20 protein-coding genes are annotated in these 19,325 nt (G+C 75.8%); 12 read left to right on the forward strand and 8 right to left on the reverse strand.

Annotation, left to right across the window (positions count from 1 at the left end; genetic code table 11):
- Nucleotides 1-22: 22 nt before the first annotated feature.
- Nucleotides 23-508: a hypothetical protein gene (locus ACI782_RS11310; RefSeq protein WP_456909126.1), complete on the forward strand. Its 486-nt coding sequence runs from the start codon at nt 23-25 to the stop codon at nt 506-508.
- Here the strand turns inward: ACI782_RS11310 and ACI782_RS11315 are convergent.
- Complete coding sequence (locus ACI782_RS11315) at nt 468-1,295, reverse strand: alpha/beta hydrolase fold domain-containing protein (protein WP_456909128.1); 828 nt, start codon at nt 1,293-1,295, stop codon at nt 468-470. The two genes, ACI782_RS11310 and ACI782_RS11315, sit on opposite strands and share 41 nt — an antisense overlap.
- Before the next feature lie 81 nt (nt 1,296-1,376).
- Here ACI782_RS11315 and mug point away from each other — a divergent pair, with 81 nt between their 5' ends.
- On the forward strand, nt 1,377-2,084 hold the full coding sequence (mug, locus tag ACI782_RS11320; RefSeq protein WP_456909130.1) for a G/U mismatch-specific DNA glycosylase: 708 nt from the start codon (nt 1,377-1,379) through the stop codon (nt 2,082-2,084).
- Here the strand turns inward: mug and ACI782_RS11325 are convergent.
- Complete coding sequence (locus ACI782_RS11325) at nt 2,033-2,530, reverse strand: N-acetyltransferase family protein (RefSeq protein ID WP_456909132.1); 498 nt, start codon at nt 2,528-2,530, stop codon at nt 2,033-2,035. The two genes, mug and ACI782_RS11325, sit on opposite strands and share 52 nt — an antisense overlap.
- A gap of 82 nt (nt 2,531-2,612) precedes the next feature.
- On the opposite strand from ACI782_RS11325, the gene ACI782_RS11330 reads away from it, so the two are divergent.
- Both ACI782_RS11330 and ACI782_RS11335 read left to right on the forward strand, forming a co-directional pair.
- Nucleotides 2,613-3,092, forward strand: coding sequence for a winged helix-turn-helix transcriptional regulator (locus ACI782_RS11330; protein ID WP_456909134.1), 480 nt, complete (start codon nt 2,613-2,615; stop codon nt 3,090-3,092).
- 46 nt (nt 3,093-3,138) lie between these two features.
- Nucleotides 3,139-4,281: a tannase/feruloyl esterase family alpha/beta hydrolase gene (locus ACI782_RS11335; RefSeq protein ID WP_456909136.1), complete on the forward strand. Its 1,143-nt coding sequence runs from the start codon at nt 3,139-3,141 to the stop codon at nt 4,279-4,281.
- Here the strand turns inward: ACI782_RS11335 and ACI782_RS11340 are convergent.
- Nucleotides 4,238-5,176, reverse strand: a complete 939-nt coding sequence (locus ACI782_RS11340; protein WP_456909138.1) for an endonuclease V — start codon at nt 5,174-5,176, stop codon at nt 4,238-4,240. The two genes, ACI782_RS11335 and ACI782_RS11340, sit on opposite strands and share 44 nt — an antisense overlap.
- Between ACI782_RS11340 and ACI782_RS11345 the strand changes: the two genes are divergently transcribed.
- Nucleotides 5,169-6,545: an FAD-dependent oxidoreductase gene (locus ACI782_RS11345; protein ID WP_456909140.1), complete on the forward strand. Its 1,377-nt coding sequence runs from the start codon at nt 5,169-5,171 to the stop codon at nt 6,543-6,545. The genes ACI782_RS11340 and ACI782_RS11345 overlap by 8 nt on opposite strands.
- 199 nt (nt 6,546-6,744) lie before the next feature.
- Here ACI782_RS11345 and ACI782_RS11350 read toward each other — a convergent pair whose 3' ends face one another.
- A complete protein-coding gene (locus tag ACI782_RS11350; RefSeq protein WP_456909142.1) occupies nt 6,745-6,936 on the reverse strand; it encodes a hypothetical protein in 192 nt (63 codons plus the stop codon).
- Nucleotides 6,937-7,118: 182 nt separating this feature from the next.
- Between ACI782_RS11350 and ACI782_RS11355 the strand changes: the two genes are divergently transcribed.
- The gene (locus ACI782_RS11355; RefSeq protein ID WP_456909144.1) at nt 7,119-7,262 is read left to right on the forward strand and encodes a hypothetical protein; all 144 of its coding nucleotides are present in this window, start codon (nt 7,119-7,121) and stop codon (nt 7,260-7,262) included.
- Between the two features lie 71 nt (nt 7,263-7,333).
- On the opposite strand, the gene ACI782_RS11360 is transcribed toward ACI782_RS11355, so the two are convergent.
- Nucleotides 7,334-8,173 (reverse strand): cold-shock protein, encoded by an 840-nt coding sequence (locus ACI782_RS11360; RefSeq protein WP_456909146.1) that lies wholly within the window; start codon nt 8,171-8,173, stop codon nt 7,334-7,336.
- 174 nt (nt 8,174-8,347) lie between these two features.
- Nucleotides 8,348-9,397 carry a 2,3-butanediol dehydrogenase gene (locus ACI782_RS11365; protein WP_456909148.1) on the reverse strand — a complete coding sequence of 350 codons (1,050 nt, stop codon included), beginning with the start codon at nt 9,395-9,397 and terminating at the stop codon, nt 8,348-8,350.
- A gap of 201 nt (nt 9,398-9,598) precedes the next feature.
- Here ACI782_RS11365 and ACI782_RS11370 point away from each other — a divergent pair, with 201 nt between their 5' ends.
- Nucleotides 9,599-11,599 carry an FAD-dependent oxidoreductase gene (locus ACI782_RS11370; protein WP_456909150.1) on the forward strand — a complete coding sequence of 667 codons (2,001 nt, stop codon included), beginning with the start codon at nt 9,599-9,601 and terminating at the stop codon, nt 11,597-11,599.
- Here ACI782_RS11370 and ACI782_RS11375 read toward each other — a convergent pair.
- Together ACI782_RS11375 and ACI782_RS11380 are read right to left on the reverse strand one after the other, a co-directional pair.
- A complete protein-coding gene (locus ACI782_RS11375) occupies nt 11,541-11,813 on the reverse strand; it encodes a YciI-like protein (protein WP_456909152.1) in 273 nt (90 codons plus the stop codon). The two genes, ACI782_RS11370 and ACI782_RS11375, sit on opposite strands and share 59 nt — an antisense overlap.
- Before the next feature lie 379 nt (nt 11,814-12,192).
- A complete protein-coding gene (locus tag ACI782_RS11380) occupies nt 12,193-13,608 on the reverse strand; it encodes a cation:dicarboxylate symporter family transporter (RefSeq protein ID WP_456909154.1) in 1,416 nt (471 codons plus the stop codon).
- A gap of 168 nt (nt 13,609-13,776) precedes the next feature.
- Here ACI782_RS11380 and ACI782_RS11385 point away from each other — a divergent pair, with 168 nt between their 5' ends.
- The 5 genes from ACI782_RS11385 (at nt 13,777) to ACI782_RS11405 (ending at nt 19,302) form a co-directional block, all read left to right on the forward strand.
- Nucleotides 13,777-15,405 carry a sensor histidine kinase gene (locus ACI782_RS11385; RefSeq protein WP_456909156.1) on the forward strand — a complete coding sequence of 543 codons (1,629 nt, stop codon included), beginning with the start codon at nt 13,777-13,779 and terminating at the stop codon, nt 15,403-15,405.
- On the forward strand, nt 15,402-16,076 hold the full coding sequence (locus ACI782_RS11390) for a response regulator (RefSeq protein WP_456909158.1): 675 nt from the start codon (nt 15,402-15,404) through the stop codon (nt 16,074-16,076). Before ACI782_RS11385 ends, ACI782_RS11390 begins: the two co-directional genes overlap by 4 nt.
- A gap of 130 nt (nt 16,077-16,206) precedes the next feature.
- Nucleotides 16,207-17,199 (forward strand): ATP-binding cassette domain-containing protein, encoded by a 993-nt coding sequence (locus ACI782_RS11395; protein WP_456909160.1) that lies wholly within the window; start codon nt 16,207-16,209, stop codon nt 17,197-17,199.
- Nucleotides 17,196-18,029: an ABC transporter permease gene (locus tag ACI782_RS11400; protein ID WP_456909162.1), complete on the forward strand. Its 834-nt coding sequence runs from the start codon at nt 17,196-17,198 to the stop codon at nt 18,027-18,029. Before ACI782_RS11395 ends, ACI782_RS11400 begins: the two co-directional genes overlap by 4 nt.
- 10 nt (nt 18,030-18,039) lie before the next feature.
- On the forward strand, nt 18,040-19,302 hold the full coding sequence (locus ACI782_RS11405) for an FAD-dependent oxidoreductase (RefSeq protein WP_456909164.1): 1,263 nt from the start codon (nt 18,040-18,042) through the stop codon (nt 19,300-19,302).
- Nucleotides 19,303-19,325 lie beyond the last annotated feature (23 nt).

Consider the following 19,325-nt stretch of genomic DNA (forward strand, 5'->3'; position numbering starts at 1 on the left):
GGAGCCGTGGGAGGAGGCCACGATGGCGCTGCCGATCCGATGGGGAGGAGGGGTGCACCGGCGGGGACGGCTGTCCCGTGCCGTGCACCGCGGCTGGGACCTGGTCGGGGCGGACGTCGTCCGGCCCCGGCTGGTGACCCTGGAGGTCCGGGGCCGGACCACCGGCCGCGCGACGTCGACGCCGCTGGTGGTCACACCCCTGGGCGGGCGGCGGTACCTGGTCGCCCTCCGCGGTGAGGGAACCGGCTGGGTCCGCGACGTCCGGGCCGCGGGCGGCCGGGCGGTGCTGCGGCACGGGCACCGCGAGCCGGTGCGCCTGGAGGAGGTGCCGCCCGCGGCGCGCCCGCCGGTGATCCGGCGCTACCTGGAGCTGGCGCCCGGCCGCCGGGTGGACCGGGCGGCGCCGGGGGTCGGGACGCCCCGGGTGGCCGCCGACGTCCCCGTGTTCCGGGTGGTCCCCGAGCCGGTCACGCCGACGGGGCGAGGGCGGCGCGGAGGAAGCCGCTGACCGCGCCGAGGCTGGCGGGGCGGTCGAACGCGGGGTCCTCGTGGTTGGCCCCGCCGAGCAGGGCGAAGGACGTGTCGACCCCCGCGGCGCGCAGTGCCGCGACCAGCCGCCGGCTGTGGGTGGACGGGACGAGCCCGTCGGCGTCCCCGTGCACGACGAGGAACGGCGGAGCACCGGCACGGACGTGGGTGAGCGGGCTCGCCGCGCGGGCCCGCTCCGGGTCGTCGGCGGTCGCCTGCAGCCCGAGCAGGCGGGCCTCGAACGAGGGCACCAGCGGCGGGCCGCTGACGAAGGGCGGCAGCGGGCCCTCGGGGACGTCGGTGTCGCGGGCCAGCAGGTCGGTCACCGGGAACCAGGTCACGACCGCCTGCACCGAGCTGTCGCCCAGCTCGCCGTCCCGCGCGTCGGGGCACAGGCCGGCCAGGGCGGCGAGGTGGCCGCCGGCCGAGGCGCCCCAGGCGCCGACCCGGGTGGCGTCGACCCCGTGGGCCGCCCCCTCGGCGCGCAGCCACCGCACCGCGGTCCGGACGTCGTCCAGCTGCGCCGGGAAGGTCGCCTGACCGCTGAGCCGGTACTGGACCGCGGCGACGGCGACGCCGTCCGCGGCCACCGGCACCAGCCGCTCCGCGGCGCGGTCGGTGCGCGCGCCCCGCAGCCAGCCGCCCCCGTGCAGGTAGACGGCGACCGGCGCCGGCCGGGGCGCCTCGGGGACGTACAGGTCCAGGCACAGCTCGACGCCGTCCGGCCGGGCGTAGGGGAGGTCGCGGAGAACGGTGGTGGGCGGCATGGTGCTCCAGGGTCGGTCGGGGGGCGGCCGCCAGCCTGGACCGTGTCACAGCGGGCGGCAACCCGCCGTTACGCTCGCCGGGTGCCGGCCAAGCCGCTGCGGGACGTCGTCGCGCCCGGCCTGGACGTGCTGTTCTGCGGCATCAACCCCTCGCTGCTGTCGGCGGCGCGCGGGCACCACTTCGCCCGGCCGGGGAACCGCTTCTGGCCGGCGCTGCACCTGGCCGGCCTCACTCCGCGGCGCATGACCCCCGACGAGGACGGCGAGCTGCCGAGGTACGGCCTGGGCGTGACCAACCTGGTGGACCGGCCGACCCGCACCGCGGCGGAGCTGACCGCGGACGAGCTACGGGAGGGGGCCGCGGCGCTGGCCGACCTGGTGGCGCGGTACCGGCCGCGGGTGCTCGCCGTCCTCGGGGTCGGCGCCTACCGGACCGGCTTCGGCCGGCCACGGGCGGTCCTGGGCCGGCAGGACGAGCGGGTCGGCGGCGCGCAGACCTGGGTGGTGCCCAACCCCAGCGGCCTGAACGCCCACTACCAACTGCCCGACCTGGCGCGGCTGTACCGGGAGCTGCGGTCAGCGGCGCGCGGCGAGGGCGCGCAGCTCGTGGACCGACTCCAGGGTCGGCGCGGCGGCGAGGGCGGCGGCGAGGGCGCGCTCCTCGCGGCGCCGGGCGCGGGCCCGGCGGTGCTCGGTGAGGGCGGTCCGGAGACGGGGCACGGCGGTTCCTCCTCGGATCAGGCGCCGGACAGCGCCGGCACGCGGGGCGCGGAGGCGGAGACGGCGTAGACGCCGTCCTCCGCGGTGAGGGTCGAGCCGGGCAGCAGGCGGCGTACCAGCCCGACGGCGCTGTCGTTGTCCTCCTGCACGTCGGCGGTGAGGGTGACGACGCCGCGCCGTCCGGCCAGCTCGACCAGCTCGCGAAGCAGCTGCCGGCCGACGCCGACGCCCTGCCACCCGTCCTCGACGACGACGGCGAGCTCGGCCGTCGCCGGGTCGGCGGGGGAGCGGTCGTAGCGGGCCACCCCGACGCCCTCGCCGCCCACCTCCGCGACCAGCGCCTCCCGCAGGTCGTGATCGACGGCGACCAGGTGGGGGAGCGCCCCCTGCGGTGGCCGGTGCAGCGGCGCGTGGAACCGGCGGTAGACGGTCTCCGGCGACAGCCGGCTCCACAGGCGGCAGAACCGCGGTCCGTCGTCCGGCCGCACGGGCCTGGTCGTCACCCCGATGTCCATGCCGCCTCCTCAGTTCGGATGATGAACTCTGCTCCCGTCGAGGATGGTTCGTCAAGTGAACTCAGCGCGGTAGGCTCGGCCCGTGAGCGACGCCCTGTGGGACCGGTCGCGGTGCTCGGTCGCGGGCACGCTGGCCGTCGTCGGCGAGAAGTGGAGCCTGCTCGTGCTGCGGGAGGCGTTCCTCGGCGTGCGCCGCTTCGCCGACTTCCAGCGGGTGCTCGGTGCGCCGCGGGCGGTGCTCACCGACCGGCTGAACACCCTGGTCGGCCAGGGGGTGCTGCGGCGGGTGCCCTACCAGGCGGAGGGGGAGCGGCAGCGGCACGAGTACCGGCTCACGCAGAAGGGGGTCGACCTCTACCCGGCGCTGGTCGCGCTGATGGAGTGGGGCGACCGCTACCTCGCCGAGGAGGGGACCGCGCCCCTGGAGCTGCGGCACCGCGACTGCGGCGAGCCCGTGCACCTGGCGCTGGTCTGCGAGGCCGGGCACGAGCTGTCCGGCGCCCGCGAGGTCCGCCCCGTCCCCCGCGTCCCTGCCGGCTCCGAGGCCCCCCGTTCCCGCTGACGAGAGCGGCGCCGGCCGGCCGGGGCCCGCTGACAGCCTCGGCCGCGTGCCGGTCCCGGGGGCCTCGAGCCGACTCGCCACGCTGTCGCTGCCGAACACGACCGTCGACTCCGTCGTCGACGACCCGGGGGACGCGACCACGCCGCCGTCCTGCCGCGTGCAGCTGACGGTCACCCACCCGCCCGCCGGTGACCGCGTCGCCGTCTGGGTCCACCTGCCGGCGGAGACGTGGAACGGCCGCTTCCAGGGTGTCGGCGGGGGCGGCTTCCTCGGCGGCTCCCCGGAGTTCGGCCATCAGGTGGTGCTCGAGCGGGGCAACCCCGTCTCGGCGGCCGAGTTCCAGGCCGCGCTGGACGCGATCGTCGAGCAGTGCGACGTCGTCGGCGACGGCGTGCGCGACCGTGTGGTGGGCGACCCGCTCGGCGCGCGGCCCCATCTCGACGCCCTCGTCGGCCTGCCGACGCCGGACGGCCCCCAGACCGCGACCGACGTCGAGGTGGTCCGGCTGATCGGGGAGGGGCCGCGGCGGCGCGACGGCGGGTTCCTCTGGCACGGCCTCGCCCCCGGGGCGCCCTTCGCCGGCCTGCACGACACCGCCGTGGTGGACGGCGAGCTGGTCGGGCAGCCGTTCGTCTTCGACCTGTGGTGGATCGGCCTGTTCCTCGAGCAGGACCCGTCGTGGGACTGGCGCACCCTCACCCGCGAGGCGTTCGAGGCCCACTCCGACCAGTCGGTGGAGGTGTACTCCGCCGTCCTGGCCACCGACGACCCCGACCTGACCGCCCTCGCCGACCGCGGCGGGAAGGCCCTGCTCTGGCACGGGGCCGCCGACTTCGGCATCCCGTTCCAGGGGACCGTCGACTGCTACGAGCGGGTCCTGGCGCGGATGGGCGCCGAGCGCACCGACGCCTTCCTCCGGCTGTTCCTCGCCCCCGGTGTCGGCCACTGTGGCGGCGGGGTCGGGCCGCAGCCGGGCGGCCAGTTCGAGGAGCTGGTCGCCTGGGTCGAGGGGGGCCGCGCGCCCGAGGAGCTGCTCGCCACCAGGACCGCCGAGGACGGCACCGTGCTGCAGACCCGCCCGCTCTTCGCCCACCCGGGCGTCGCGCGGTGGACCGGCGAGGGCGACCCGGACGACGCGGCCGGCTTCACCCGCGCGGAGGGCACGCGCCTGGTCCCCCACCGCCCCTGAGCGAGGCCGCGCGCGCCTCGCGGGCCAGCCGGCGGGCCTCGCGCAGCGGCTGCGGCGTGCGCACCCCGGTGCTCGCGGCCAGGACGACGCCGGCGGCCGTGGCCGCGGTCGTGCGCCAGGCCGCCGACGCGACCACGGGGCGGACCCCGGCCGCGGTCCGCACCCAGCGGGCGACCTCCTCGCCGTCCAGCAGCAGGGGAGCGGTAGCGCCCGGCCGCGGGCCGGGGCCGGGGCCGCGGGCCAGCAGCGGGGCGTCGGTGACGCCCACGGTGGGCGGCCCGAGCACCGCGCCGAGGTGCACCGCGAGCCCGGCGCGGCGCGGGTGGTCGCGGCCGGTCGCGGCGAGCAGCAGCACGTCGGGGGTACGGCCCAGCTGCTGCACCGCCGTCGCGAGCAGCGGGCCCTCCCGGAGGACGAGCAGCGCCGGGACGTAGGGCGCCGCCGCCGTGCCCTCGGCCACCCGCGCGGCCAGGACCCGGGTGCCGCGCACCAGGACCGCCGCGGCCCAGCAGCGCCGGTCCCCGGCGTCGGAGACCGCGACCGCGGCCGCGACGAGGGACCCGGCGCCGGGCGTCCACGCCGGGGGCCGCAGGGCGGCCAGCCGCTCCTGCTCGGCGACGGCCGTGGCCGCGCCGGCCGGCCACCGGCCGGCGGTTATCAGACCGGCTGCGGGCCCTCCGGAGGAGGGGCGGTCGGGTCGGTGGGGCCCGGCTGCGGGACCGGCGCCGGCCCGGGCGGGGAGACCGGGTCCATGGGCGACGGGGACGGCGACGGGGGTTGCGGGCCGGGCGGGGGAGGCGTCGTCATGATCGGCTCCTACCCCCGCGCGCCCGCACCATCCCCGCGTCGAGCGGCGACCGCCCGCCGGGTCCCCTACGTTCCGGGACGTGGGCACGCGGGTGGTCGTGGTGGGTGGGGACGCAGCCGGCGGCAGCGCCGCGTCCCAGGCGAAGAAGCGGCAGCGCGATCTCGACGTCGTGATGTTCGAGCGGGGCCGGGCGACGTCCTACTCCGCGTGCGGCATCCCGTACTGGATCAGCGACGCCGTCGACTCCGAGGCCGACCTGGTCGCCCGCACGCCCGAGCAGCACCGGGCCGCGGGCATCGACGTCCGCATGCGCACCGAGGTCGTCGGGATCGACCTGGACCGCCGCGTCGTCCACTGGCGGGACCTGGACGGCGGCGGCGAGGGGACCGAGGGCTTCGACGAGCTGGTGTACGCCACCGGCAGCGTCCCGATGCGCCCGCCGGTCCCGGGCATCGACGCCGCCGGGGTGTACGGCGTCCAGGTGCTCGACGACGGCGTGGCGCTGCGCACCGAGCTCGAGCACGGCGACGTCCGCCGGGTGGTCGTGGTCGGCGGCGGCTACATCGGCCTGGAGATCGCCGAGGCCTGCCGCATCCGCGGGCTCGAGGTCACCGTCGTCGACCGCTCGGCCACGCCGGTGGGCACGTTCGACCCGGACGTCGGGCAGTTCATCGCCGACGCCGTCCGCCGCGAGGGGATCGAGCTGGTGCTCTCCGACCCGGTCGGGGCGATCGAGGTGGACCGCACCGGGCGGGCGCGGGCGGTGGTCACCGCGAGCGGCAAGGAGCTGCCCGCCGACCTGGTGGTCCTCGGCCTGGGCGTGCGGCCGGCCGTCCGGCTGGCCGAGGAGGCCGGCATCCCGCTCGGGGTCTCCGGCGGCGTCGCCGTCGACGTGCGGATGCACACGCCCGTCGAGGGGGTGTGGGCCGCCGGGGACTGCGTCGAGTCGCGGCACCGGCTCACCGGGCAGCCGATCGTGGTCGCGCTGGGCACCCACGCCAACAAGCAGGGCCGGGTGGCGGGGATCAACATCGGCGGCGGCTACGCGACGTTCCCCGGGGTCATCGGGACGGCGATCACCCGGATCTGCGACCTGGAGGTGGCGCGCACCGGCCTGTCCGAGGCGGAGGCGGCCGCGGCCGGGTACTCCTTCGTCACGGCGTCGGTCGACTCCACGACCAAGGCCGGGTACTTCCCGGGCGCACAGCCGATCCGCGTCAAGATGATCGCGGAGCGGCGCTCCGGGCAGCTGCTGGGCGCGCAGGTGGTGGGCCGGGAGGCGTCGGCCAAGCGCATCGACGCGCTGGCCATCTGCATCTGGAACGAGATGGGTGTCGACCAGATCCTGTCCCTGGACCTCTCCTACGCCCCGCCGTTCTCCCCGGTGTGGGACCCCGTCCTCATCGCCGCGCGGAAGGCGTTCGAGGCCGTCGAGGCCGACGTCCGCCTGCTGTGAGCCGGGCCGCCTCGCGCCCTCCCGAGGAGCGGGCGGCGAACTCCCGGGGTGTCATCGTGGCGACCCGCGTGAAGTCGCGGCGGAAGTGCGCCTGGGTGGCGAGCGCGATCACCGACGACGACGTCGCCGGCACCGAGTTCGACGGGCACGTCGGCCGGACGACGGTCGGGGAGACCCTCGAGCGGTACCGGCGCGGCCCTCAGGCCGCGGGACGGGTGAGCACCCAGCGCGCCTCGAGCCACTCGTTGAGGCGGGTCTCGGCCGCCTGGCAGGCGGTGAACGCGGCGATGCTCGGCGACTCGGTGAACTCGGCGCGCGCGACCCCCAGGTCGCGGTGGGCCTCGGCGATGTACTGGTCGATCTCGGACACGGGGAGGACGACGGGCAGCATGGCGGCTCCCTGGCTGGGGACGGGTCCGGGACCGTCTCGCCCGGGGGCCTGTGCCGCAGTAGTACCCCCGATGCGCGGCTCAACCCCACCGGAGCCGGGTATGCGCCGACTCGGGGCCGCCCGGCCGCGTGCCGGGGCCCGGCCGCCCGGGGAACCCGGGGACAGCGCAGGAGGAGGACGAGATGAGCGAGCCGACGGACGCCGCGCAGCAGGGCCAGGAGCCGGAGGACACCTCCGACAGCCCCGGGCAGCACCCGGAGCGCGCCGGCGGCGGCCGCACCGCGGGCGAGACGGCGGTCGACGACGCGATGGGCCAGGGGGAGTGAGCCCGGGCCCCGGTTGAGTCGCCGGGACCCCGGCGGGCCGGCCTGCCCCTGGGAGGCCGGCCCGCCGGCGGTCAGACGGCCGAGACGTCCTCGGCCTGCGGGCCGCGCTGGCCCTGGGTCGTCTCGAACTCGACCCGCTGGCCCTCGTCGAGGCTGCGGTAGCCGCCCGTGTCGGCGATGGCCGAGAAGTGGACGAACACGTCCGGCCCGCCGTCGTCGGGCTCGATGAACCCGAAGCCCTTCTCCGCGTTGAACCACTTCACCGTGCCCTGCGTCCGGCCGCCGCCCCCGGAGCGCCGCCCGCCGCTCTCGCGCGGACCGCTGTCGCGGTATCCGGAGTCGCGGTATCCGGAGTCGCGGTATCCGGAGTCGCGGTAGCCGGAGTCCCGGCCGCGGGACCCGCCACCGGAGCCGCCCTCGGGACGGACGTCCTCGGCCTGCGGGCCGCGCTGGCCCTGGGTGGTCGTGAACTCGACCCGCTGGCCCTCGTCGAGGCTGCGGTACCCGCCCGTGTCGGCGATGGCCGAGAAGTGGACGAAGACGTCGGCCGAGCCGTCGTCGGGGGCGATGAACCCGAAGCCCTTCTCGGCGTTGAACCACGAGACGGTGCCCGTGCTCCGTGCGCCGCCCCGGGAGGACGGCCGGCCGCGGTCGCCCCCGCGGTCACGGTCACGTGCCGGCGCCTCCCGCGAGGGACGGCCGCCGCCGAGCGGCCGCACCGAGTCCGCCTGCGGGCCGCGCTGGCCCTGGCTGGCCTCGTACTCCACGCGCTGCCCCTCGTCCAGGCTGCGGTAGCCGCCCTGGTCGGGGAGCGCCGAGAAGTGGACGAACACGTCCGGCCCGCCCTCGTCGGCCTCGATGAACCCGAAGCCCTTCTCGGCGTTGAACCACTTCACCGTGCCCTGCGGCATCTCTTGCTCCTGCACCCCTCGCGTCGGTGGGTCCGTCCCACCGACCGCCCGCGCGGGCCTCTTCCCGGCTCGTGCGCGGTACTCGCAGGGTGCCTTACCCCTCCGACGGGACATCGCGCACCCCTCCGGGCACCTCCTTCCCCACGGGGGCCGGCCCGGCCGCCGAAGCCGCGGTCAGACCGTGACCAGCACCTTCATCCCGTCGCCGCGGCGCAGCCGGCCGAACGCGTCCACCAGGTCGTCGACGCCGATCTCGTCCACCCAGCCGGTCGTGTCGTAGCGTCCCTCGGCCATCGCGGCGATGACCGCGTCGAAGTCGCGCGGCAGGTAGGCCAGCGCCCCCGTCATCGACGTCTCGCCGAACACCAGCACGCTCGGGTTGAACTCGAACCCCCGCTCGTGCAGGGCGACGACCACCAGCCGGCCGGCGGGTGCCAGCACCCCGATCGCCGAGGTCACCGCGGCGCCGGCGCCGGCCGCGTCGAAGGCGACGTCCACGCCGTCCCCGCCGGTCAGCTCGGCGACGACCGTGCCGAGGTCGTCGGCCGTGGGGTCGACGACGGTGGGCGCGCCGAGCCGCTCCACCGCCGCGCGCCGGGCCGCACTGGGCTCGGAGACGACGACGGTCTCGACGCCGCGGGCCCGCAGCGCGAAGAACAGGCCGATGCCGATCGGGCCGGCGCCGGCGACGAGCGCCGACCCGCCCGGCCGGACCCCGCTCAGGTCGACGGCGTGCCAGGCGACCGACATGGGCTCGACGAGGGCGCCCATGCGCAGGTCCACCTCGTCGGGCAGCCGGTGCAGCATCGTCGCGGGCACGGTCGTGTACTCGGCCATGCCGCCGCCGTCGCTGGTCAGCCCGTGGAAGCCGAAGCTGCGGCAGGTGTTGACCATCCCCTTGCGGCACGCCGCGCACCGCCCGCAGGAGTAGACGGGCCAGACCGCGACCCGGTCGCCGACCGCGACGCCGTCGACCCCGTCCCCGAGCTCGACGACCGTGCCGGAGAACTCGTGGCCGAGCACCTGCGGGGGCATCGACCCGGTGAGCGGGTGGGGCTGGGTGTAGTCCAGGCCGGAGCTCTCGGGCGCGTAGTACACGTGCAGGTCCGACCCGCAGATGCCGGAGTAGGCGTTGCGCAGCCTGACCTGGCCGGGGCCGGGGGAGGGGTCGGCGACGTCCTCGATCCGGACGTCCTCCCGCGCGTGGAACCGGGCTGCTCTCACGGTCTCCTCCTCCGGGTGTCGGCGGGATGACGAGTGTGGCCCGCGTCACAGCGCCGCGCGCAGTGCGGGAAGCGGGCACGTACCCGTCGGCCCGGGCGCCGTCGGTCGCGCCGTGTGACGGTTGACACACGGCCGGTCCGGCGTTGGGATCGGACCGGAGCGGACAGTTGTCCGCCTGCCGACCCCGACGAGAGGACCTCGATGAGCGCTCCCGCGACGACGACCACGGACCAGGGAGGGGCGGCCGTCGCGGTCGACGTCCTCGTCGTCGGATCGGGGCCGGCCGGGGCCTCGGCCGCGCTGTTCCTGGCGACCTACGGCACCTCCACCCTGCTGGTCACCAAGTACGGCCGGCTCTCGGACACCCCCCGTGCGCACATCACCAACCAGCGCACGATGGAGGCGATGCGCGACATGGGCATCGAGGACCGGCTGATGCGCGAGGCGACGCCCTGGGAGTACATGGGCAACACGACGTTCTGCACGAGCCTCACCGGTGAGGAGCTGGGCCGGATCCCGTCGTGGGGCACCGACACCGTGCGCCACGCCGACTACGAGCTGGCCAGCCCCTGCACGATGCTCGACGCGCCACAGACGATCACCGAGCCGATCCTCGTGCAGGCGGCCCAGGAGCGCGGCGCGCGGATCCGCTTCGACACCGAGTACCTCGGGCACGTGCAGGACGACCACGGCGTCACCACGACCGTCCGCGACCGGCTCTCCGGAGCCGAGTACACGATCCGCTCGAAGTACCTGCTCGGCGCCGACGGCGCGCGGAGCAAGGTCGCCGCCGACCTCGGCCTGCCCTACGAGGGGCCGGGCGCGGTGGCCGGCGCGCTGAGCATCGTCTTCGAGGCCGACCTGTCGAGGTTCGTCGCGCACCGGCCCTCGGTCCTCTACTGGATGCTCCAGCCGGGGGCGGAGAAGGAGGGCGTCGGCCTCGGTGTGCTGCGGATGATCAAGCCCTGGCACGAGTGGATGCTCATGTGGGGCTACGAGGTGGCCGGCGGCCCGCCGGACCTCAGCGACGAGGTGGTCCGGGAGCTCGCGGTCGCGCTGGTCGGCACCGACGACTTCGAGATGCACGTGAAGTCCCGGTCGCCGTGGACGGTCAACCACCACTTCGCCACGACGATCTCGAAGGGCCGGGTGTTCTGCGCCGGGGACGCGATCCACCGCCACCCGCCGACCAACGGCCTGGGCTCCAACACCTCCGTCCAGGACTCCTACAACCTGGCCTGGAAGCTCGCCCACGTCGTGGCCGGCACGGCGTCCCCGTCCCTGCTGGACAGCTACGACGCCGAGCGGGCGCCGATCGCGCGGCAGATCGTCGAGCGGGCCAACCAGAGCATCGCCGACACCGGCAAGATCCTCACCGCGCTGGACCTCGAGCACACCGAGGCCGACCACCTGCAGGAGCAGCTGGCCCTGTGGAGGTCGCCCGGCCCGGAGGGGGAGAAGATCCGCGCCGCGCTGCGCGAGGCGATCGCCTACAAGGCCTACGAGTTCGACGCCCACGGGGTCGAGCGCAACCAGCGGTACGCCTCGTCGGCGGTCGTCCCCGACGGGACGCCGATGCCCGAGTACCGGCGCGACCCCGTGCTCTACGCCCAGGCCACCACGGGGCCCGGCGCGAAGGTCCCGCACACCTGGGTGACCGTGGGCGGACGCCGGACCTCGACCCTGGACCTGGTCGGGCACGGCCGCTTCGCCGTGGTCACCGGGATCGCGGGGAGGCGTGGCTGGCGGCCGCCGCGGAGCTCGGGCCGGAGCTGGGGCTCACGATCATCCCCGTGTCGATCGGCCCGGGGCAGCCGGTCGAGGACCCGTACGGCACCTGGGCCGAGCTGCGTGAGATCCAGGACGGCGGCGTGCTCCTGGTGCGCCCCGACCTGTACGTCGCGGGGCGGCACCTCGACTCGCCGTCCTCGGCGGAGCAGGCGCGGGAGTGGCTCTCCGGCGTGCTGCGGGGCGTGCTCGGCCGCTGAGGCCACGGCCACGTACCGGAGTGCGGCGGTGCAGGTTTCCTCCGCCGCCGCACTCCGGTACGGGCCAGGGGGCGTCAGCCTCCGGCGCCCGGTCGGCTTCCGCCCCCCGGTCCGCTCCTCGCTCGCTGGCGCTCGCTGCGATGCTCCCGAGGGCGTCAGCCTCCGACGACCACGTTCCAGTCGCGCACCGTCCACCCGGTCACCAGGCCGTTGACCACGTACGGGTCGGCCTCGACGAAGCGCTCGACGACCTCGCGCGGGGCGGTCCAGACGAGCAGCGCCCGGTCGTAGGGATCGGGCAGCGCGCCGGCCAGCAGCAGCTCCCCGCGCTCGTGCGCGGCCCGGACCAGCGTCAGGTGCTCCTCGCGCAACGCCGCCCGGCGCTCCAGGTAGTCGTCGGCGAGCGTGTACTCCAGGACCAGGTGCATGGGGTCAGCGTGCCAGCGGTGGAGGCCGACGCGGAGCACGGGCCACGGCGGCCCGGCGTCCCTCGGGGGACGTCCGGCGCACCGATCACCTCGACCGGGCAGCGCGCACCAGGAGCGCGGGGCAGCCGCACGTCTGCGGTCAGCAGGACCGTGTCGAGCGCCTCGGCGAGTGCGACGTACGAGGCGTCGTACGCGGTCAGGTCGTCGCGGAGCTCCCAGCACCGGGGGAGCAGGGGCCGATGAGGAACCCGGCGCACCGGCAGGTCGGTCAGGTCCCGGAGAGCGCGCTCGTAGCGCCGGATCGCCAGTGCCGGCCCGTGGACCGGACGGAGCCCCCGGCCTGGGACCAGGCCGGGGGCTCCGTCGGGGTGGGGAGCGGTCAGTGCAGGGAGCCCGCCGCCACCTCGCGCTCGACGCTGCGGGCGTCGCGCTGGCCCGGCCCGGCGTTCGTGCCGGACGCCGGCTCGTCGTCGTGCTCGTCGATCATCCGCGCCTCGTCGAACGGGCTCTCGCCCGACAGCGCCGCGGACAGCTGCTCGCGGTCGAGCTCCTTCGTCCAGGTCGCGACCAGCACGGTGGCCACCGCGTTGCCGGCGAAGTTGGTCACGGCCCGCGCCTCGGACATGAACCGGTCGATGCCGACGATCAGCCCGACGCCGTCGAGCAGCTCCGGCCGGTGCGCCGACAGGCCGCCGGCGAGCGTGGCCAGGCCCGCGCCGGTGACGCCGGCGGCGCCCTTGGAGGCGACGATCATGAACAGCAGCAGGCCGATCTGCTCGCCGATCGACAGCGGGTCGCCCAGCGCCTCGGCGATGAACAGCGACGCCATCGTCAGGTAGATCGCGGTGCCGTCGAGGTTGAACGAGTACCCGGTCGGCACGACGATCCCGGCCACCGGCTGGCTGACGCCCGCGTGCTCCATCTTCGCGATCAGCCGCGGCAGCGCCGTCTCCGACGACGAGGTGGACACGATCAGCAGGAACTCGCGGCCGAGGTAGCGCAGCAGGCTGAAGATGTTCACCTTCGCCACCAGCCGCAGCAGCAGGCCGAGGACGACGAACACGAACAGGGCGCAGGTGGCGTAGAAGCCCAGCATGATCACGGCGAGGCTCTTCAGCGCGTCGACCCCGGTCTCGCCGACGACGGCGGCGATCGCCCCGAAGGCACCGATCGGCGCGACCCACATGATCATGGCGAGGATCCGGAAGACCAGCTTCTGCAGGTACCCGACCCCGCGCAGCAGCGGCTCGCCCGAGCGTCCCATCGCCTGGATGGCGAAGCCCACGAGCAGCGCGACCAGCAGCGCCTGGAGCACCGAGCCGTCGGTGAGCGCGGACAGCAGCGTCGTCGGGATCAGGCCGAGCAGGAAGTCCGTCGTCCCGCCGCTCTCGTGCGCGGTCTCCGCCAGCTCCGAACCCTGCCCACGCAGCGCCTCGGTCAGCTGCAGGCCGTCACCGGGGTGCAGGATGTTGCCCACGACCAGGCCGATCGCCAGGGCGACGGTCGACATGAGCAGGAAGTAGCCCAGCGCCAGGCCACCGACGCGGCCGACCTTGGCCGCCTGCCGGATCGAGCCGATGCCGATCACGATCGTGCAGAAGATGACCGGGCCGATCAGCATCTTGATCAACCCGACGAACGCCGTGCCCAGCCACTTGAGGCCGACGGCGAACTCGGGGAAGGCGAAGCCGACGACGATGCCGGCGATCACCGCGCCGATCACGGCGAGGTAGAGCCAGTGGGTGCGGTCGCGCCGCGCCGGGGGCGGGGTCTCCTGCTCGGTGCCAGAGGCCATCGACTGCTCCTGCGGGGTGGGCCGGGGGCGGGGGTGCCCTCTCGGGGGGACGTCGGCCCGGACGGGGCGACGCGAGTCACAGTTCCCCGTGGGGTGACCGCGGTCACCCATGTGTTCATTGCGTTCACCGGTGCGGTTCCCCGGGCGCGGGCGGAGCACACTTCCGGCGTGCACGTGCCCGCCTTCCTGGCCCGGTTCGGGCGAGGGGCCAGCCTGGCCCGCCGGCTGCTGCTGCTGCAGGCCCTCGTGGTGGGCGTCGTCGTGCTGGCGGCCACCGCCGTGGCCTGGCTGGAGGCCCGGCAGGCCGTCCAGGAGGCCGCCGAGCAGCGGACGACGGCGATCGTGGAGAGCCTCGCCGACTCACCGCTGGTCCGCGACGCCGCGACCGGCCCGGACCCGACCGCGGTGCTGCAGCCCTACGTCGAGCAGGTGCGGGCCGACACCGGGACCTCCTTCATCACCGTCCTGGCGCCCGACCGCACGCGCTGGACCCATCCCGACCCGGAGCAGATCGGCCGACCGTTCCGGGGCACCATCGCCCCCGCGCTGGCCGGGGAGACCTTCACCGAGACCTACACCGGCACCCTCGGCCCCTCGGTCCGCGCGACCGGGCCGGTGTTCGGCGCCGACGGCGACGTCGTGGCCGTGGTCTCGGCCGGCATCACCGTCGCCGCGATCGGGCAGGACCTCGCCGCCGCCGTCCCCGGCATCCTCGGCACGGGTGCGGCCACGCTGGCCGTCGGTGCGCTCGGCAGCTGGGCGCTGAGCCGCCGGGTGGGGCGGCAGACCCACGACCTGTCCCCGGCGGCGCTGGCGCGGATGGTCGAGTACCACCACGCCGTCCTGCACGCCGTCCGCGAGGGGCTGCTCCTGGTGGACGCCGACCAGCGGGTGCAGCTGGTCAACGACGAGGCCCGCCGGCTGCTCGACCTCGACGACGACCCGACGGGCCGGCACGTGGGCGAGCTCGGCCTCCCGCCGGGGCTGACCGAGGTGCTCGGCCGCGAGCGGACCGCCGTCGACGAGGTGCACGTGACCGGCAGCCGGGTCCTGGTGGTCAACCAGGCCCCGCCCCGGACGGCGGGCCGGTCGGCGGGGACGGTCGTGACGCTGCGGGACCACACCGAGCTGCAGGCGCTCACCGGGGAGCTGGACAGCGTGCGGTCCTTCGCGGAGTCGCTGCGCGCCCAGGCCCACGAGGCCGCCAACCGGCTGCACACCACCGTCTCGCTGGTCGAGCTCGGCCGGCCGCAGGAGGCGGTCGAGTTCGCCACCGCGGAGCTCGCCGCGGCGCAGCGGCTGACCGACCGGGTGGTCGACGCGGTGGGGGAGCCGGTGCTCGCCGCGCTGCTGCTCGGCAAGACGGCGACCGCGCACGAGCGCGGCGTGCTGCTCGAGATCGACCCGTCGACCTCGGTCGGCAGCACCGGGATCCCCGGCGGCGACCTGGTGACGATCGTCGGCAACCTGCTCGACAACGCGATCGACGCCGCGCTCGCCGGCGACCCGCCGCGGGAGGTGCAGGCCGCGCTCGAGGTCGTCGACGGCCGGCTGGAGGTCCGGGTGGAGGACACCGGGCCCGGCGTGGCCGAGGAGGACCTGCCGCACCTGTTCGAGCGCGGCTGGTCGACCAAGGACGCGACCGGGGCACCGCAGGGGCTCGGCCGCGGGCTGGGCCTGGCCCTGGTCGACGCCGCGGTGCGCCGGCACGGCGGGACGCTGTCGGTCCGGCCCGGCCCGGGCGCGGAGTTCCGCGTCTCGCTGCCCCTGCCGGTGACCGCCGGGGCGCCGCGGTGATCGCCGTCCTGGTCGTCGAGGACGAGCCGGTCGCGGCCGAGGCGCACCGGACCTACGTCGACCGGACGCCGGGCTTCACGACCGCCGCCGTCGCCGGCACCGGAGCCCTCGCCCTCGACGCGCTCGCCCGCGCGCGGGTCGACCTCGTGCTGCTGGACATGAACCTCCCCGACACCAGCGGCATCGAGCTGTGCCGGCGCATCCGGGCCGCGGGTCGGGACGTCGACGTCCTGGCGGTCACCTCGGCGCGGGAGCTGGCCACGGTCCGGGCCGCGGCCGCGCACGGCGTCGTCGGCTACCTGCTCAAGCCGTTCACCTACCCGGCCCTGCGCGACCGGCTGACCGCCTACGCCGAGTACCGCGCGCGGCTGCGGTCCGGCGGGGACGCCGCCGGCCAGGACGACGTGGACCGGGTCCTCGACGCGGTCCGGCCCGCCCGGCCGGCGCCGCTGCCCAAGGGGATGGGCCGGGAGACGCTCGACGCGGTCGTCGCCGCCGTCCGCGCCGCGGAGGAGGGGCTGTCGGCCGCCGAGACCGGCGAGCGGATCGGCGCCTCGCGGATCACCGCCCGCCGGTACCTGGAGTACCTGGCCGACACCGGCCTGGTCGAGCGCGCCCCCCGCTACGGCGGCACCGGCCGCCCCGAGATGGAGTACCGCTGGCGGGCTTGACCTCGAGTGCGCTCGAACCCGGAGCATCGGCCGCACCACCGCGGAAATGGGTGGCGGGGCGATGAGTCCCCGGCGCCAATTGCGTCAGAGGGACGAGAGACGCTGCGGCGGAACCGACCGAGGGAGCGCGATGACCGAACGGACCGCACTGGCCATCGAGGCGACCGGCCTCGCCAAGTCCTTCGGGGAGACCCGCGCGGTGGCCGGCGTCGACCTCGCCGTCCCGCCCGGGGCCATCTACGGGGTGCTCGGCCCCAACGGCGCCGGGAAGACGACCACGATCCGGATGCTGGCCACGCTGATCGAGCCCGATGCCGGCAGCGCCCGCGTCCTCGGGCACGACGTCGTCACCGAGGCCGACGCGGTCCGCGGCCTGGTCAGCCTGACCGGCCAGCTCGCCTCGGTCGACGAGGAGCTCACCGGGCGGGAGAACCTGGTGCTGCTCGGCCGGCTGCTCGGCCACCGCCGGGCGGCCGCGCGGGCGCGGGCCGACGAGCTGCTGGAGGCCTTCGGCATCGCCGACGCCGGCGGGAAGCTGGTCAAGCACTACTCCGGGGGCATGCGCCGCCGGCTCGACATCGCCGCGAGCATCGTCGTCACCCCGCAGCTGATGTTCCTGGACGAGCCGACCACCGGGCTGGACCCGCGGTCGCGCAACCAGGTGTGGGAGATCGCCCGGGCGCTGGTCGCCGAGGGGACGACGATCCTGCTCTGCACCCAGTACCTCGAGGAGGCCGACCAGCTCGCCGACGGGATCGCCGTCATCGACCGCGGCCGGGTCATCGCCGAGGGCACGCCCGGCCAGCTCAAGGCGTCGGTCGGCACCGGCTCGCTGCACGTCCGGCTGCTGGACCCCGAGCAGCGCGCCGACGCCGCGCGCGTCCTCGAGCGCACGCTCGGGGCCGTGGTGCCCGAGCCGGACCCGACGGCGCTGTCGGCCGCCTGCGCCGACGCCGGGAGGGCCGCGCTCGCGCTGGCCGAGCTCGCCCGCGCCGACGTGGGCATCGCCGACTTCTCCCTCGACCAGCCCAGCCTGGACGAGGTGTTCCTGGCCCTCACCGGCCACCCCGCGGACGACGCCGACGAGGGCTCCGCGCCGACCCTGGAGGAGCAGGCCTCGTGACCACCACCACCGCGGCCCAGGACGCCGACGCCGCCGCCGTCCGAAGGGCCATCGCCTCGACCGTCCGCCCGCCGCGGCCCGGGCCGCTGGCGACCGCGCTCACCTTCGGCTGGCGCGGGATGCTCAAGGTCAAGCACGTCCCCGAGCAGCTGCTCGACGTGACCGTGACGCCGGTGATGTTCCTGCTGATGTTCACGTACCTGTTCGGGGGCGCGATCGCGGGCTCGACCAGCGCCTACCTGGACTACACGCTGCCCGGCCTGCTCGTGATGTCGGTGCTGTTCACCACCGTCTACTCGGGAGTCACGCTCAACACCGATCTCACCAAGGGCGTGGTCGACCGGTTCCGCTCGCTGCCGATCTGGCGGCCGGCGCCGCTGCTGGGGTCCCTGCTCGGCGACAGCGTCCGCTACGTCGTGGCCGGCACGGTGATCATCGCCGTCGGCGTCGCGCTCGGGTACCGGCCGGACGGCGGGGTCGGCGGGGCGCTCGCGGCCCTGGCGCTGGTCGTCGTCTTCTCGTTCGGGCTGTCGTGGGTGTTCTCGGTGCTCGGCCTGCTGATGCGCTCGCCCAACGCGGTCATGAACGCCGGGTTCATGGGCATCTTCCCGCTGACGTTCCTGTCCAACGTGTTCGTCGACCCGAGCACGCTGCCCGGGCCGCTGCAGGCCTTCGTCGAGGTCAACCCGATCTCGGTGCTGGCGACGGCGTCCCGCTCGCTGATGGCCGGCACGCCGGACGGCACCGCGATCCTCGTCTCGCTGGCGGTGGCCGCCGTCCTCGCCGCGGTCTTCCTGCCGGTCACCACCCGCCTGTACCGGAGCCGCTGAGGAGGACGCCATGACCGCCGAGTCGACCACCTGCTGCATCGTCGGGGGCGGGCCCGCGGGCATGGTGCTGGGGCTGCTCCTGGCGATGCAGGGCGTGGACGTCGTCGTCCTGGAGAAGCACACCGACTTCCTGCGCGACTTCCGGGGCGACACCGTGCACCCCTCGACGCTGCGGCTGCTCGACGAACTGGGGCTGGCCGAGGGGTTCTTGCGGCTGCCGCACCAGGAGATCCCGCGGATCGGGGTCACCACCGACGCGGGCACGTTCGCCGTCGCCGACTTCACCCGGCTGCCCGGGCGCTTCCCGTTCCTCACGTTCGTGCCGCAGTGGGACTTCCTGGACTTCCTCGCCGACGAGGCCCGCGACCTCCCGGCGTTCTCCCTGCGGATGGGCACCGAGGCGATCGGCCTTCTCCACGAGGACGACCGGGTCGCCGGCGTCCGGTACCGGACCGGCGACGGCACCGAGGGCGAGATCCGCGCCGCACTGACCGTGTCCGCCGACGGCCGCAACTCCCGGCTGCGCGGCGGGACGGGGCTGCGGCTGCGGGACTTCGGCGCGCCGATGGACGTGCTCTGGTTCCGGCTGCCCAAGCTGCCGGGGGACACCGGGCCCTCGTTCGGCGGGATGGGTCGGATCTCGCGCGGCCGCATGATGGTGATCTTCGACCGGGGCGACTACTGGCAGACCGCCTTCCTGGTGCCCAAGGACGGCTTCGCCGCGCTCCGCGACGCCGGGATCGAGGCGTTCCGCGCCGACCTCGCCCGGCTCCTGCCCGCCATGCCCGGTGCGGTGGCGACCCTGCACGACTGGGACTCCGTCAGCGTGCTCTCCGTGCGGGTGGACCGGCTCACCCGGTGGCACCGGCCCGGCCTGCTGGTCATCGGCGACGCCGCGCACGCGATGTCGCCGATCGGCGGGGTCGGCATCAACCTCGCCGTGCAGGACGCCGCGGCCGCCGCCCGGCTGCTCGCCGGCGAGTTCGGCGACGGCGGCCCGAGCCCCGCCCGGCTGGCCCTGGTGCGGCTGCGCCGGCTGCTGCCGACGGCCCTGGTCCAGCTCGGGCAGCGGCAGATCCAGCGGCGCATCCTCGCCCGCGTCCTGAGCGGGGACCTCGTCGTCGGCACGCCCCGCGTGCTGCGGCTGCTGCAGCGGTTCCCGGCACTGCAGGGAGTCCCGGCCCGCCTCATCGGCCTGGGCGTCCTCCCCGAGCACGCGCCCCGAGCCCTGCGCCGTCGGCCGGCCGCGGTCGAGCGGGCCGGCACCTCCTGAGTCGGGTCGGCACCTCCTGAGGT

It is taken from the genome of Geodermatophilus sp. SYSU D00703 (assembly GCF_054050155.1).